This window comes from Rosenbergiella australiborealis (assembly GCF_018494035.1).
Classification (GTDB): Bacteria; Pseudomonadota; Gammaproteobacteria; order Enterobacterales; family Enterobacteriaceae; genus Rosenbergiella; species Rosenbergiella australiborealis.
Window position 1 is genome coordinate 359,562 of sequence record NZ_JABBFO010000002.1, and the last position, 15,664, is coordinate 375,225.

14 protein-coding genes are annotated in these 15,664 nt (G+C 47.8%); 2 read left to right on the top strand and 12 right to left on the bottom strand.

All coding sequences use genetic code 11. The features are described from left to right. Positions 1 to 3: 3 nt before the first annotated feature. The gene (gene rpmF / locus HGT73_RS04340) at positions 4 to 174 is read right to left on the bottom strand and encodes a 50S ribosomal protein L32 (RefSeq protein ID WP_048911991.1); all 171 of its coding nucleotides are present in this window, start codon (positions 172 to 174) and stop codon (positions 4 to 6) included. A 14-nt stretch (positions 175 to 188) separates the two neighbouring features. Beyond that, a complete protein-coding gene (gene yceD / locus HGT73_RS04345) occupies positions 189 to 710 on the bottom strand; it encodes a 23S rRNA accumulation protein YceD (RefSeq protein ID WP_214212423.1) in 522 nt (173 codons plus the stop codon). Positions 711 to 852: 142 nt separating this feature from the next. Here yceD and HGT73_RS04350 point away from each other — a divergent pair, with 142 nt between their 5' ends. After that, positions 853 to 1,440 carry a Maf family protein gene (locus HGT73_RS04350; protein WP_214212424.1) on the top strand — a complete coding sequence of 196 codons (588 nt, stop codon included), beginning with the start codon at positions 853 to 855 and terminating at the stop codon, positions 1,438 to 1,440. Positions 1,441 to 1,451: 11 nt separating this feature from the next. Here HGT73_RS04350 and rluC read toward each other — a convergent pair whose 3' ends face one another. Continuing rightward, positions 1,452 to 2,411 (bottom strand): 23S rRNA pseudouridine(955/2504/2580) synthase RluC, encoded by a 960-nt coding sequence (gene rluC, locus HGT73_RS04355; RefSeq protein ID WP_214212425.1) that lies wholly within the window; start codon positions 2,409 to 2,411, stop codon positions 1,452 to 1,454. A 553-nt stretch (positions 2,412 to 2,964) separates the two neighbouring features. Here rluC and rne point away from each other — a divergent pair. Continuing rightward, complete coding sequence (gene rne / locus HGT73_RS04360) at positions 2,965 to 5,904, top strand: ribonuclease E (protein ID WP_214212426.1); 2,940 nt, start codon at positions 2,965 to 2,967, stop codon at positions 5,902 to 5,904. Between the two features lie 50 nt (positions 5,905 to 5,954). Here the strand turns inward: rne and HGT73_RS04365 are convergent, their stop codons facing one another. From HGT73_RS04365 to flgE, 9 genes are all read right to left on the bottom strand, one after another. After that, on the bottom strand, positions 5,955 to 7,283 hold the full coding sequence (locus HGT73_RS04365) for an IS4 family transposase (protein WP_214212427.1): 1,329 nt from the start codon (positions 7,281 to 7,283) through the stop codon (positions 5,955 to 5,957). Positions 7,284 to 7,393: 110 nt separating this feature from the next. After that, positions 7,394 to 8,356 carry a flagellar hook-associated protein FlgL gene (gene flgL / locus HGT73_RS04370; protein ID WP_214212428.1) on the bottom strand — a complete coding sequence of 321 codons (963 nt, stop codon included), beginning with the start codon at positions 8,354 to 8,356 and terminating at the stop codon, positions 7,394 to 7,396. A 23-nt stretch (positions 8,357 to 8,379) separates the two neighbouring features. Continuing rightward, entirely contained in the window at positions 8,380 to 10,020 is a 1,641-nt protein-coding gene (gene flgK / locus HGT73_RS04375; RefSeq protein ID WP_214212429.1) for a flagellar hook-associated protein FlgK, read from the bottom strand. A gap of 93 nt (positions 10,021 to 10,113) precedes the next feature. After that, positions 10,114 to 11,019, bottom strand: coding sequence for a flagellar assembly peptidoglycan hydrolase FlgJ (gene flgJ / locus HGT73_RS04380; protein ID WP_214212430.1), 906 nt, complete (start codon positions 11,017 to 11,019; stop codon positions 10,114 to 10,116). Continuing rightward, the gene (locus HGT73_RS04385; protein WP_244968457.1) at positions 11,019 to 12,104 is read right to left on the bottom strand and encodes a flagellar basal body P-ring protein FlgI; all 1,086 of its coding nucleotides are present in this window, start codon (positions 12,102 to 12,104) and stop codon (positions 11,019 to 11,021) included. The genes flgJ and HGT73_RS04385 overlap by 1 nt, the downstream gene beginning before the upstream one ends. A gap of 29 nt (positions 12,105 to 12,133) precedes the next feature. Then, positions 12,134 to 12,832 (bottom strand): flagellar basal body L-ring protein FlgH, encoded by a 699-nt coding sequence (locus tag HGT73_RS04390; RefSeq protein ID WP_214212431.1) that lies wholly within the window; start codon positions 12,830 to 12,832, stop codon positions 12,134 to 12,136. Positions 12,833 to 12,876: 44 nt separating this feature from the next. Beyond that, positions 12,877 to 13,659 (bottom strand): flagellar basal-body rod protein FlgG, encoded by a 783-nt coding sequence (flgG, locus tag HGT73_RS04395; RefSeq protein WP_214212432.1) that lies wholly within the window; start codon positions 13,657 to 13,659, stop codon positions 12,877 to 12,879. 12 nt (positions 13,660 to 13,671) lie between these two features. Beyond that, a complete protein-coding gene (locus HGT73_RS04400; protein WP_214212433.1) occupies positions 13,672 to 14,433 on the bottom strand; it encodes a flagellar basal body rod protein FlgF in 762 nt (253 codons plus the stop codon). Between the two features lie 15 nt (positions 14,434 to 14,448). After that, entirely contained in the window at positions 14,449 to 15,651 is a 1,203-nt protein-coding gene (gene flgE / locus HGT73_RS04405; RefSeq protein WP_214212434.1) for a flagellar hook protein FlgE, read from the bottom strand. Positions 15,652 to 15,664: the final 13 nt, after the last annotated feature.

The window sequence follows — 15,664 nt, forward strand, 5'->3', positions numbered from 1 at the left end:
GAATTACTTAGCAATTACCTTGCGACCACGGTAGTAACCGTCAGCAGTCACATGGTGACGCAGATGAGTTTCGCCAGAAACTTTATCTACGGACAGAGCAGACGTAGTCAGTGCATCGTGTGAACGGCGCATGCCACGCTTGGAACGGGTTGGTTTATTCTGTTGTACGGCCATGGACCTTACTCCTATTACTTACGCTTTAAACTTGCTAATACGGCAAATGGATTTGGTTTTTCTGCCTCAGCTGGCAAATCGCCAAATACCATGTCCGCGTCGGACACTTCACAGTGTTCATAATCATGTACCGGAACGACAGGTAACGCGAGGATAAGTTCATCTTCGATCACCGCAAGCAAATTGACTTCGCCAAACTCATCGACTTCAACCGGCTCATAATCTTCTGGTAACGCTTCTGCCTGCTCATCATTGCGAACAGGACTGAAGAGGTATTTTACGTGGACCGGATGTGTGAACGTGTTATTACAACGTTGACAGCATAATGTTACCGTTACGTCAGCCGTACCTTCAAGAACGGCTAGGCGCTGGCTGTCTATGCCAAAAGACATCGTACACGAAACATCCGTATCCACACTAACCACTGTATCGGCTAAACGTTCTAAAGCACCCGCCACATAGACACCTTGATAATCAAGGCGTTTTTGAGCAGTACGTTGCAGATCCAGCGTTAGAGGTAATTTTACTATTTGCATAGGGCGCGCATATTAACTTTGTAATGATAAAGAGTCAAAGAAAAAGGCCAATGACCCGCATCTTTAACTGAGAAATTCGCAACCAGTGCGGCAGATAGTTTAAGATGTGTTGACCTAATTCGCTATAGATTATGAAAAAAATATGCCATATAACCTTGTACTGGCTTCCTCGTCCCCATTTCGCCAAGCTGTTTTAGACAAACTCGGACTTCCTTTCTTCTCTGTCAGTCCTGATATTGACGAATCTGGCGAGCCAAACGAGCCTATTGCTACGCAAGTGTTGCGCTTAGCTAAAATGAAAGCCACTGCCTTAATAGAAACGTACCCTGATGCGATTATTATTGGCTGCGACCAGCTAGGCAGCTTAAATAATCAAGTCCTCGGCAAACCCTATACCGAAGAACAGGCTTACGCTCAGTTACGTTCTTCCTCAGGGCAATGCGTGACCTTCCACACCGGATTAGCCGTCTATGATGGCAGTCAAAATCGATGGTATCAGTCCTTAGAAACCTACGACGTCTTTTTTCGTTCACTCACCGATGCAGAAATTTGGGGCTACCTGCATAAAGAGCAACCGTTGCATTGTGCAGGGAGTTTCAAATCTGAAGGTCTAGGGGTCACATTATTTGAAAAAATGGCCGGTGATGACCCCAATACACTTATTGGCTTACCTTTAATCGCACTTACACGCATATTACGGGAAATCGGTGTTAATCCGCTAACCCAATAATCCTCTGGGAATTATGCATTCTTTTTCTGACGTAACACGGTTAAACATTGCTTTAGTCCGTGGTCAAGCGGTGCTTCTACCCTAAGCGTTTCGCCTGTCGTAGGATGGGTGAACGTTAACGCTGCCGCATGTAAAAAGAGACGCGATAATCCGGTGTGCGTAAGTTGTTGGTCAAACACGGCCACACCATAACGATCGTCAAAAGCAATCGGATGTCCAGCATGTAACGTATGCACCCTAATTTGGTGAGTTCGTCCAGTCACTGGACTGGCTTTCACTAAGGTTGCAAATCCAAAACGCTCTTCCACCTTGAAGCGAGTTTCTGAAGGCTTCCCTTCACTACTCACTTTCACAATACGCTCACCACTTTGCAGAATATTCTTTAACAACGGCGCCTTTACCGATTTGACGTGTGATGGCCATTCGCCGCGCACTAGCGCCAAATAATCTTTCTGCATTGTTTTATCGCGGAGTTGTTCATGCAGTGATCGTAACGCAGAACGTTTTTTCGCCACCAAAAGAATACCTGAAGTATCGCGGTCTAATCGATGAACCAACTCTAAAAAGCGCGCATCAGGACGTAACGCACGTAACCCCTCGATAACACCGAAACTGAGCCCACTGCCACCGTGAACGGCCGTACCAGAAGGCTTATTAAGGACTAATATCGCATCATCTTCAAATAAGATGGCACGGTCCAGTTGCGCAACGCGCTCAAGTTTGGGAGATACCTCAGGAGCTTCACGGCTTGATGTGCGAATTGGTGGGATACGCAACTCGTCTCCAGCAATCAGTTTGTACTCTGGCTTGATCCTTTTTTTATTCACACGAACCTCGCCTTTACGCAAAATTCGATAAATCATACTTTTTGGGACACCCTTCAAAAAAGTCCGCAAAAAGTTATCAATTCGCTGTCCGTCGTGTTCCGACGTGATGGCAATCAGCTGTACGCCATTATGTTCTGTTTTCATAGTGACAAGTGTAAAGAGACTCCTGATTTATCGCTACTGTTTTATTCTACGAATCGCGGCGACGCACATGTATAACGCTTTCTTTTTGAACAGCCATTTTAAGGTTTATCCGTTAAATTGCTCAAATAATAAATAAAGTGATTCACAACGCGAAAGTCACCTTGCTATATGAAGGCGAGCAATGGAATAATGCTTAGGCTCAACGATTGCAGAACTTTGCATCGCAAAGCAACTAAGTTGAATTTTTATCTGAAGAGACAATACGCTGCAATGGCATAAGACGTTACGTGGATTCAGATATTTAGCGGGCTGCGGACTGCAGCCTGAACGAGATGGGGTATTGCCCTCTCCCCGTTTTTTGGGAAGAGATGATCTCTATGGAACTGTGAAGCTAATTAGTAACTAGTAACATTTCCCCGACTTTATGCGCTTCTTAAGCGATCGACAGCCGTGAGGCTGACGTGATTGCCTACAGACACGAAGCCATCGGATAACTCGCTCATCGCAGTAATGCCCGCAGCTTTTCAAAAATGAAAATGACGAGAATATGTAAATGAAAAGAATGCTCATTAACGCAACTCAGCAGGAGGAGTTGCGTGTTGCACTAGTAGATGGACAAAAACTCTATGATTTGGATATCGAAAGTCCAGGTCATGAACAAAAAAAAGCAAATATTTATAAAGGTAAAATCACTCGTATTGAACCGAGTTTAGAAGCTGCTTTTGTAGACTATGGTGCTGAACGCCACGGTTTCCTCCCGTTAAAAGAAATCTCTCGCGAATATTTCCCCGATAATTATTCTGGCCACGGTCGTCCAAATATCAAAGATGTCCTGCGTGAAGGCCAAGAAGTTATTGTTCAAATTGATAAAGAAGAGCGCGGTAATAAAGGCGCGGCCTTAACCACATTTATCAGTTTAGCGGGAAGTTATTTAGTATTAATGCCGAATAACCCGCGGGCAGGTGGTATTTCAAGGCGAATTGAAGGCGATGATCGCAGTGAGTTAAAAGAAGCACTCTCTTCGCTAGATATTCCTAATGGTATGGGACTCATTGTCCGCACAGCTGGCGTGGGCAAATCTGCAGAATCGCTACAGTGGGATTTGAATTTCCGTCTTAAGCATTGGGAAGCGATTCAAAAAGCAGCAAATAGCCGACCGGCTCCCTTTTTAATTCACCAAGAAAGTAATGTCATTGTACGTGCTTTCCGTGATTACCTACGCCAAGATATTGGTGAAATTCTCATCGATAACCCAAGTGTTTTAGAATTGGCACGTCAACATATTGCCGCGCTGGGTCGTCCAGATTTTACCAGTAAAATTAAATTATACTCAGGCGAGATCCCATTATTTAGTCATTATCAAATTGAATCGCAGATTGAATCGGCCTTCCAACGCGAAGTGAGACTGCCTTCCGGTGGATCTATTGTTATTGATACGACGGAAGCCTTAACGGCTATTGATATTAACTCAGCACGTTCTACACGTGGTGGCGATATCGAAGAGACCGCGTTCAATACTAACCTCGAAGCTGCCGATGAAATTGCACGTCAACTGCGTCTACGTGATTTAGGTGGCCTGATTGTCATCGACTTCATCGATATGACGCCTGCGCGCCATCAACGTGCAGTGGAAAATAAATTACGCGACGCTGTGCGCCAAGATCGTGCTCGTATTCAAATCAGCCATATCTCGCGCTTTGGCTTGCTGGAGATGTCGCGTCAACGTTTAAGCCCTTCTCTCGGTGAATCTAGCCATCATGTTTGTCCACGCTGTAGTGGCACCGGAACCATCCGTGACAATGAGTCGTTAGCACTTTCTATCCTTCGTCTGATCGAAGAAGAAGCGTTAAAAGATAATACAAAAGAAGTTCATGCCATCGTCCCGGTGCAAGTTGCTTCTTACTTATTAAATGAAAAACGCTCAGCCGTAAACGCGATCGAAACCCGTCAAGGCGGAGTGAAAACCGTTATCGTCCCTGACGACAAAATGCAAACTCCTCATTATTCTGTGTTACGGGTACGTAAAGGTGAAGAGACGCATACGCTCAGTTACCATTTACCTAAACTGCACGAAACTGAAATGGCACTGCCATCAGAAGAAGAAACCGCTGAGCGTCGTCGTCCAGAGCAACCTGCACTGGCAGCCTTTGTTATGCCTGACACGCCGCCTGTGTCGGCCGCACCTTCGGCAACACCAGAAACGGTAACGCCTCAAAAAACAGCGGGTTGTTTCTTTAGTCGTCTGGTTAAAGGCATTAAAGCCTTTTTCAATGGTTCAGAGACCGAAGTAACCCCTCAGGCTACGAACGTACAAACGACAAATAATGCCGAATCGTCAACAAGAAAAGACGAAAAAACGCAGCAATTTGATCGTCGCAACAATCAACGCCGCAATACAAATCGCTACGATCGTAACGACAGAACCGACCGTTCGACGCGTTCAACTCAGAAAGACGTATCGTCCAATGGACAGCAAGAGGATAATCGTCGCACGGCAAATCGTGCACAACCAGCCTCAGCAGATAATGATCAACGTCAAGAGCGTACCCCACGTCAAGAAAACGCAGTGAGCGATGAAGTTCGTCAACAACGCGAACAACAGCGTCGTGAACAACGTGCGGAACGTCAACGTCGTCGTCAAGAAGAACGTCGTCAGCAACAAGAAGCGTTGAAGCCTGAAGCCTCTGAAACGCTGCAAAAAGAGACCGAGAGTAACGAAGAGCAGCCGCGTGAGATTAAAATTACGCCACGCCGCCAACCTCGTGCTCTGCAACAAAAAGTTCGGGTTACCGATAATGGCGTTGCTGCCCCAGTGCAAACCATCGCCCCACAGGTTGAACAGAATGTTGAGATGAACGCTCAGAACGAGCCGACAGTCGCACGCCCTGCACCAACCGAAAACCAAGATAACGTTGCGCCACGACGCTCTCGCCGTTCACCTCGCCATCTGCGAGTGAGTGGACAACGTCGCCGTCGTTATCGTGACGACCGTTATCCACAACAATCACCGATGGCCGTGAGCAGTGCGGCATCCGCGCCAGAAATGGCTTCAGGGAAAGTGTGGATTCGTTATGATCTTGCAGTGACGGCTGCCGAGCCTGTAGTCGAGCAAGCGGTAGTAACACCGCAAGCTGACATGACAACTACTACGGTTGAGCCAACTGTCGCACCGACATTAGTCGCAGAGCAGCAAGCGCATGCACCAAGCGCCCAGACTATCGTTGCATCAGCACCGGCTGTCGAAGAAAAGGTTGAATCGCCTACGCCAGAAGCACTTCCTGAACCCGTACAAGCGACAGTAGATGCTGCCGTTACCGCTGGACGTTTAGTGGCTACTTCCCCGGTCACGAAAGCCGAAGCACCTGCGTGGGTTTCAGAACCGCCAAAACAGAGCGATTGGGTCCGCCCAGCGTTCCAGTTTACCGGCAAAGGCGCTGCAGGCGCACATGCTGCCCGTCATCAGGCATCGGCTGGTGTGACTAAAGCAAGTTAAGTGATTAGCTGATCCAAAAAACACCCGCCTGAAGCGGTAATGCCAGTCAGTTAAGCAACTGACTGGCTTTTTCCCTCTGCTTTTGGATACTTCCGGGGTCTCTCCTTTACCACTCTTGGGAAGGCCCTTTCTCTTCTTATCGGCAGCTTCACCATCTGCGCCATACTCTCCAGATTACGCAGCAGTTCTGGGATCCGGCCCGGTGATGCGCCCTGAAGCGTCATCAACATCCTCATCACCAGACTGCACGAGTCTGAGAAGCTTAGCTGATTCGGCCAATAACCCTTTAGGTTTTTAGACATCTTAATCATCTGATAACGAACAAGATTATAGGCTAGCAATACCCCCCATAACTCCTGCTCGACAAGCTCTGGTTTTTTACTTCTCAGCGTTAACCGACTCAGTAACATCGTCTGCTTAATTTCACGATAACCCAGTTCGATTTCCCAACGGTGGCCGTAGAGATCGGCCATTTCTCCCCCCGGGTACCGCATGGCATCTGTCATTGAGGTCAGCAGATGGCAGACTTTGCCTTTACGGGTAAACGTCAGAAGGCGAGCCGTCATTTCCTCACCCAGATCAGGCCACTTTTTCCGGGCCTGAGGACTGGTTTTCATCCTTATCAGATGATCGCCTTTACCGAGTTTTCGCACCTCTTCGTACTGCGCCCCTTTTTTCAACGGGATCATCCAGTGGCGGCTCTCACCCGCCTGATGCCAGGTATTCAGCAGCCCCAGAGAGTAATAGCCTTTATCGAGTAAAGTCAGTGTGTTATCACCTGTTTGTTCTATCAATTTTTCTGCCAACGTATACTCGCTTTCTTTCATCGTACCGAAGGCGGCAGCCGTAAGCAGATGACTGGTCAGTTCCATCTGGCAGACCATTTTCACCTGCGGATAAAGCCCCGGTTGCCCGGCATAGGTCTGCCGCGGGAAGGCCGTATCGTTTTCTGGCGTATCCTGGGTGCGCCAGACGACACCATCCACCGCAAGTAATGTCAGACCACACCAGTGTGGATGGGTGACGGAGTTGTGCCACAGCTGCGCCGTTTGGGTAAACACGCGGCGAACGGCATCACTTCCCAGGCGTTGACGAGCCTGGATAACCGCGCTGGGTGCAACGAAGGGCCGGTTGCCGGGGAGCATAATATCCAGCCGGTTCACGATTTGGTGGAGGGGTTCTTCGCGTTCGAGCGCCATGCCAATGATGCACCAGACCATCATTTCCAACGGGAGACGGCGTTTACGCAGGGTAACGGAACCTGATTCGGCCAGACAGCGGGAGACGAGCTCGGGATCCAGAACATCACCGAGAGAAGTCAGGGGGTTACGGGTAGAGTCGTAGCAGGAAACGAGTTCAAGAGCCTGAGCAATGCGCATAAAAAAATCCAGAAACGAAGAACGTTTCTGGATTTTTACACAGCCACTGGATCGTTCAACTGATCCTTAACTGATCGGCATTACCGCCTGAAGCGGGTGTTTTTTTTCAATCATTTATTTAATTGAAAGAGAGAAAGTTTCGACATCTGAGTGAAAGCCGTGTAACTCGCTTGTAGGGCTGTCTGCTTCATATAATATTCGGAGATTGTTTGCGTAATATCGGCGTCCACTAACTGACTCAATTGACTTTCCGCGATAAGATTTTGACTAGCACTTAGCGTATTTAGCGATGCTAATTCAGCCAATTGTGTCCCGTTTTCTGACTGTAACGCCAGAATATTATTTAAACTATTGTTCAATCCACGGTTAGCGCTATTCATCGCCTCTTGCAGGGCAGCACGTGTTGAGTCATCGGCATCGGCCATCGGCGTTTTTAGTGCAGCGATCGCATTATCTAAGACTGAAAATAGGTCTGTATCCCCTAATGTGCCGTCGGGCTCTAACTTAGGATTAGGAGGGGCTGAAAGAAATACCTGTTTTCCCGTATGACTCAATGTCATCACCCGCTGTGTATCCACTTGCTGAACAATGGGTTGCTCACCACCTTGATACACCACTCCTCCATTCTCCTTAATAAAGGGGGGCTGTGCAGTGTTATACCCGGCAAATAAATAACGACCACTACTATCCTGCGTGTTAGCTAACGTTAATAGTTGATTACGCACCCCTTCTAATTTTACTGCAACCGATTGCCTGTCTTCATCATTTAAGGTGCCCGTTGCCCCGTAGATCACATCACTGATCGCAGCATGAATATTATCAGTTAATGAAGAGAACACGGCAGCTTCCGCACCCATGGTCGTTTGTGCAAACTGTTGGGCCATACCAAATCGTTGTTGGGTGCGTTGGTTTTGTTGAATACTTAGTGCTTGCGATGTAGCAATAGGGTCATCAGAGGGATAAACCACCCGTTTGCCCGATGAGAGACGTTCGCCCACGGCAAGCCAGTCAACCTGAGTTTGGCTAATGCTTTTTGTCTGCTGTTGAAACATAAAGGTCGTACTTATTCTCATACTACTCACTCCTAGGCTATAGGCTAACTACGAACGCTAATCAGGGCATCAAATAGCGCACTGGCGGTATTCAGTACCTGTGTATTGGCGATGTAATACTGCTGATAGTGCGTTAAATTGGCATATTCCTCGTCCAAATTAACCCCTGATACGGCCTGCTGGCGAGCCGTAAGTTGTGTGATAATCGCTGCCGATACATCAGCCGCTGAGGCATAACTCTTCGTTTGTGTCGCGATAAAACTGACAGCCGATCCCCAAGCCTGGTTAAAAGTCTGTGTTCCCCCTACCCATTTTTGCGACTGTAAATCGAGCATTTTTTGCATGTTGCGATTATCACTTTCCCCTGAAAGATCTTCAGCGGCGGCCAGCTTATTCGGGTCGGTAAAATTCAGCGCAAATTGATGGGTGATTTGTTTAACGGGCTGCAATAAATAGCGATCATTCTCTACCGGCGTCCCAGTGACTGTGATCGTCAGCCCATCGAAGTGTAATGCCGTACCGTTATCCCCGGCATCGGCCTCAACCTGCACCGAGTGATTATCGCTTAATCGGGTTACCTGCCAATTGCCCTCTTTAAACACGATCTGGTAGTCGGAAGCCTGTACTTGTTGCGGGTCGGTATATACCGCATTCAGCGTCGCATCACCTTGGTTTAACGCATTGGTTTTCACAACAGGCTGACCAATAGTAAAAAGTGACTCGCCTTGCTCACCATTAAGATCATAACCTTGGAGCTGGACGTCATTAATCGCTGTCACAAAGGCTAACGTCAACTGACCTAATCGATTTTGCAGTGGCGTTAGCTCATCGCTTCTGAAGGCTAATAGCCCACCTATCGCCCCGTCCTTAAACATCCTTTCTGGGAGTTCGACTTTATCGCCATTCTTATCTCGATACCCGATCGTTACTTGATCAGGATCTGCATTCGCCGTTACCGCTTCGAGCTCATAGCACTTTGTTCCATTGACCAACGTAAAACCGTTAGCAATACTCACCACCATACTGCCATCCTGCATCGCCACGTTCACACCAACGTGTTCATTGAGCTCGCGGACAGCTTGGTCACGTTGGTCGAGTAAATTATTAGGAATATCTCCCGACTGCGATAACTGTGCAATACGTTGATTTAACGTCGCTATTTGCTGCGTATAACGATTAATTGTTGCGACTTCATCGCGCAGTTGTGTATTGATATCGCGCTGTTGCTGATCCAACCTCGCTTGTGTATTGGTAAACTGATTGGTTAATGCCGCGGCTTGAGACATGACGGTTTGCCGCGCAGCAGGATCTGCAGCGTTGTTGACCACATTTTGTAAGGCGTCAAAGAAAGTGGCTAATCCGTCATTCAGCGTATTTCCCTCAAGAGCCATCTGTTTATCGATGGAAGAAAGCTGAATATAGTGTGTGCTTTGTGCACTATTCTTGGCACTGGCATTGCGTAATTGGCTATCGATTAATGCATCATATCGCCGTTGAACACCATTCACGATAACCCCATTTCCGTACCAACTGTTGCCATTAAAACTATTCTGTGCTTCAGAAATAATTGTTGTCTGCCGGTTATAGCCGGCGATAGTGTAATTACTGATATTGTTCGCAGTGCTGTTTAAAAGCTGTTGAGCGGCACTTAATCCACTCATTGCCGTATTAATTAAACTCGACATCTCTCTTCCTTACTCGATTAAACATACTGATACCTTGACCTCACATTCCCCCATCGCGTTATCGGTTAAAAACAAGGTCAACTTTACAAATACTCAGAATAATTTGTCGATATCGATACGTGCATCGCCTAATGATGGTGCAGACAGGCCACTCAACTGACGAATAATCGCCAATAATTTCTGGGCGTAGTGAGGATCTGTCGCATAACCGGCCTGTTGCAGTGCATACGCGCCCTGCTCAGCAGTACGTGCACGCGTAACAGCCTGATAGCGCGGTTGAGTGGTTAATAGCTCGCCATAATCCTGCAAGGCTTCCTGCCAAGAGGCGTAAACGCGAAAAGGCGCTGTCGCTTTTTCTGCCTTACCATTTCGGTATTCGGTCGTGATAGTGGTCGTGGTTGGCCCTCGCCAACGGTTCCCCGCCTTGATACCAAAGAGGTTATGGCTTGGCGCGCCCTGATCGGTGGTAATTTGTCGTTGTCCCCATCCCGATTCCAGAGCCGCCTGTGCAAGGATTAGCTTTTCAGGGATCCCAGTAGTGCGACTGACATTTTTAACATATGGAAGAAGTCGCTGAATAAAATGACGCATCGGTTGCGCGAGCGACGCCAAATTGTCGACATGCCGGTCGACAATCTGTACTGCTCGCTGAAAGAAACGACGCTCCGCATCCAATGGATAAACACGCATGCCAGCCTCGTGTGAAGGCGGCGTGACGGATTGCATCTGTTTTTCGATCAACGCCGCTAACCCCAAATTTTGCGGTGCGGTTTGCGCGAGCTGTTGATCATACAATGAAGTGAAAAGTTGTTGTGATGAGCTAGTCAGTAAATCACCACCGGGGAGCGTTTGACGCATACTTCGTAACATTAACTGCAAAAATATGCCTTCTACCTGATGCGCGACCCTCGCCGTACGCTGTTGTGAAGACTGCGAAGTGGTATTACGCAACACATTGAGTTCGTTAACATCCCAACCGGTCTTAACAAGGGTATTCATTAGAGAATCTCCAACTCTGCATTCAGGCAACCCGCACTATCCATCGCTTGTAAAAGTGACATTAATTCTGTAGGGCTAGCCCCCAACGTATTGAGTGCTGCCACGACATCATTGAGCGATGCACTGGCTTTCACTTTATGTAAAGCCCCTCCTTTTTCACGCATTGCAATCGTTGTTTGTGGGCTAGCAACGGTTTTTCCTCCCGCCAGTGGGGTATCGGGCTGATCGACCTTGGTACTGCTATCAATCGTCACGGATAAATTACCCTGCGCAACCGCACAGCGTGCAATGCTCACTTGCTGATTCATAATGACTGAGCCTGTACGGGAATTAATCACAACCTTTGCAGGTGCTGTCGGCAAGGTGACAGGTAAATCCAATAACGCCGCTAGCAGTTGGACTTGTGAAGAGCGTGTGGGCGAGACTTTCACGGCAATACTTCCCGCATCCAGAGGGCTGGCAGCAGGATAACCGCTATATTGGTTAATCACATCGGTTACCCGTTGTACTAGCGTAAAATCTTGCTGAGAAAGTTGCAAAACCAGTTGATTTTTATCACCAAAGTTTTGAACTAATTCTCTTTCAACCGTCGCGCCGCCACTAATACGCCCACCATTTAACTGGTTGACTTGAACGCTACTTCCCCCAGCTTGCGCCCCCGCTCCGCCAATTAAAATATTTCCTTGGGCGAGTGCATAAACCTGATTATCGACCCCCTTTAGTGGCGTCAAAAGTAAGGTCCCGCCTCGTAAACTTTTGGCATTCCCCATAGAAGAGACTACAACATCGACTTTCTGTCCCTGACGAGCAAATGCCGGTAACTTAGCCGTCACCATCACCGCAGCCACATTTTTTAACTGGAGATTGGTACCACTAGGTAATGTGATCCCTAATTGGGATAACATATTACTCATGGATTGCGTGGTAAAAGGGGTTTGTGTGGTTTGATCGCCCGTGCCATCCAATCCGACCACCAGCCCATATCCGATTAATGCGTTATCTCTCACGCCTTGTACTTGAGTAATATCTTTAATACGCAATGTCTGTGCGCTCGTGGTTAAACTGATGCACAGTGCCATGAACATAATAATAATCTTTCGCACGCCACCCTCCCTTACAGTGGTGCAATGGTTAAAAAGAAACGTTGTAACCAGCCCATCTGTTGCGCGTCGTTGATATAACCATTGCCGACATATTCAATTCTTGCGTCCGCTACAGCTGTCGATAACACGGTATTATCCGCATTGATAGTACGTGGGTTGACGATGCCAGAAAAACGAATAAATTCAGTCCCTTGATTGATTCCTATCTGCTTTTCACCCACAACCTGTAAATTCCCATTCACCAAGACGTCAGACACTGAAACGGTAAGAGTACCGGTAAAGGTGTTATTCGCAGAGGCCCCGCCTTTTCCCATAAAGTCATGGCTTCCTGCCCCATCAAAATTGGCTTTATCACCCCCTAGCAAGCCACTGAGCGACCGCGGCACCACTGTTAGCCCAAATTGACCACTTCCTTTACGCGAGGCATTACTGCTAGAACTCTTACTCGCACTCACATTTTCACGTAGGATAATGGTTAATGTGTCGCCAACGGCGCGGGGACGCCGGTCTTCAAATAGGGGCTGATAACCAAAATTCATTGGCGCAACCGTCTGGAAAATCGAGCCATTGATCACTGGCTGTAACGGTAAGGTCGGTTTGGCTGACGTCTCTCCTTTCACTAATGGTGAATGAGGAACAAGCGCACAGCCGGAAAGACTGCTCAGGCACAACCCAACTAGCCCGTAATAAAACCCGCGCATTTTCACCATTATCTCCTGTTTTATGTTGGGCGCACTGCTACGCCCAAGGGGTATTAGAGTTGTGTTAGACGTTGTAACATCTGATCGGATGTGCTGATCGCTTTACTGTTAATTTCGTAAGCACGTTGCGTTTGGATCATGGTGACTAACTCTTCGGCTACGTTGACATTCGAGGTTTCAACATAGCCTTGGTAAAGCGAACCGGCACCATTTTGCCCTGGGGTGCTCTCGGTCGCCGCACCGGAGGCTTGTGTTTCTTGATATAAATTTTCCCCCTTACTCTCAAGCCCTGCATCGTTGATAAAAGTGCTTAATGTGAGCTGTCCAACTTGAGCAGGCTGTGTTTGTCCGGCCTGTGTCACGCTTACAATGCCATCTTTTGAAATGGTGATACCCAACGCGTCAGCAGGGATGGTTATCCCCGGCTGAACTGGATAACCCGCGTTATTTACCAGTTGCCCGTTCTGATCAACTTGGAATGAACCGTCGCGGGTATACGCGGCGCTGCCGTCGGGTAACAAAACTTGAAAATAGCCCTGCCCATTAATCGCCACATCTTTAGCATTATCGGTTTTCGACAAATTACCTTGTGAATGCAGACGCTCGGTGGTGACAGGGCGAACACCCGTGCCAATTTGTAGGCCAGACGGTAATGTATTTTGTTCTGATGACTGAGTTCCCGGCTGACGTAGGGTTTGATAAAGCAGGTCTTCAAATACGGCGCGTGAGCGCTTAAAGCCATTAGTCGAGACGTTCGCAAGGTTGTGAGAAATGACATCCATATTAGTTTGTTGGGCATCGAGCCCTGTTTTCGCAATCCATAAAGCGCGAATCATGATCAATCCTTATCAACTGGTCAGGGATAGCAATTGGTTAGCCTTCTGCTCATTTTGCTCAGCATGGCTAATTTCCTTCATTTGCATTTCAAAGCGACGTGCATGGTTGATCATCGTCACCATTGCTTGTACAGGATTGACATTACTCTCCTCAAGCATGCCAGCCATGACTCGACCTTGCGGATCATTAGGCAGTGGCCCACCACCGCTTTCTGCGATTTTCTTGGCGGAAAGTCGAAATAAGCCGTCCTCTCCACGCGCGATCTCACTCGGTTCAGCATGGGCAATTTTCAGACGGCCAATGGATACCGTCGCATTTGGCGAGTCGCCAGCGTTTAAGGCGGTAATCGTTCCATCAGGGGCTAAACTGAGCTGTGCATGTTCAGGAATCGTAATCGCCCCCCCTTCGCCGACCACCGGATAGCCCTGTAAGGTTAAGTTCCCCTGTGCGGAAATTTGCAGACTTCCATTTCGGGTATACGCTTCCCCCCCATCCGGTAAGGTGACTGCTAACCAATTATTTTGCGATAAGGCCACATCTAAGGTTCGTTCAGTGCTGATCAACCGACCGGGGGTGAAATCAGCTCCTGGAGTAGAAGCACTGACAAAACTTCGTGTGGCCAGTGATGTTCCTGCAATGGGCACAGAACGGAAATTGGCCAGCTGCGCCTTAAACCCTGTAGTTGAGACATTGGCAAGGTTATTAGCAGTAACCGCTTGTAAAGCAAGGGTTTGGTTTGCGCCACTCAGGGCGGTATAGATCATCCTATCCATGAATGATGTCGTCCATTAACGAAGGTTAACCAGGGTGTTTAATATCTGATCTTGGGTCTTTATGGTCTGCGCGTTGGACTGATAATTTCGCTGGGCCACAATCATATTCACCAGCTCTTTACTTAAGTCGACATTAGAGGCCTCAAGCGCACCCGCTGTCATCGTACCGAAGTTACCGCTGCCCGGAGTGCCTACGGCGGGTTGGCCTGAAGCCGCGCTCTCCCTCCACACATTGTTTCCCATCGGCTCAAGCCCTTCACTATTAGTAAAGCTGCTGAGTACAATTTGTCCCATCACTTGCGTTCGTTGATTGGAATAACTACCAATAATCGTACCGTCATTATTAATAGTAAATCCTGTTAGATCACCGGGGGCATATCCATCTTGTTTTGGGTTACCAAATTGGCTTTCACCGCTATTTTGCTGACTGGTGCCGGCAAAATTAAGAGTGAATACTTGATTAGGCGCGGCACCATTCGACCCCTGTATCGTAATAGATTGCAGTGCATCGCTGGTCAATTGTCCATTTTGATCAAAGGTCATCGTAAAATCTGCCGATGAGTTTCCCGTACTGCTATCTAATGGGTAGACTTGCCATTGGTTATCGGCGGTTTTTACAAAATAGAGATCCAGTTGATGCTCATTACCTTGGCTATCGTATACGGTCATACTGCTTTTCGCGTTATAACTGTTCACGTCTTTGGCATCAAAAGGTACGATGCTTGGAAGAGCATCTGCTGAATTCAGATTTGCTTGAAGAGAGGCTTGTGTCGTCGCATTAGCCGGAAGTTGAGTCGTAGGAATAACAAGAGGAACGGGATTCGCACCGGTTTGTACGGTTGCCGGTGTCCCAGTCGCCGGGTACCCTGTGACATATAACCCTTCAGTATTGACTAAATAACCATCAGCGTTACGTTGTAACTGGCCATTTCGTGAATACGCTATCGACCCATTGCTGTCTTCCAAGCGAAAGAACCCATTTCCAGAAAGCGCAATATCTAAATTACGACCGGTCGAATTAATCGAACCATCACTAAAATTTTGAATAACGGCTGAAACCTTAGTACCAAGCCCCGTTTGGCCGCCGGCGAACATATCGGCGAACGCTGCACTCGAACTTTTAAAGCCACTGGTGGCGGAGTTAGCGATATTGTTGCCAATCACATCCAAATTACTTGAGGCGGCATTTAATCCACTCACTGCTTGAGAAAAAGACATAATACTCTCCTAC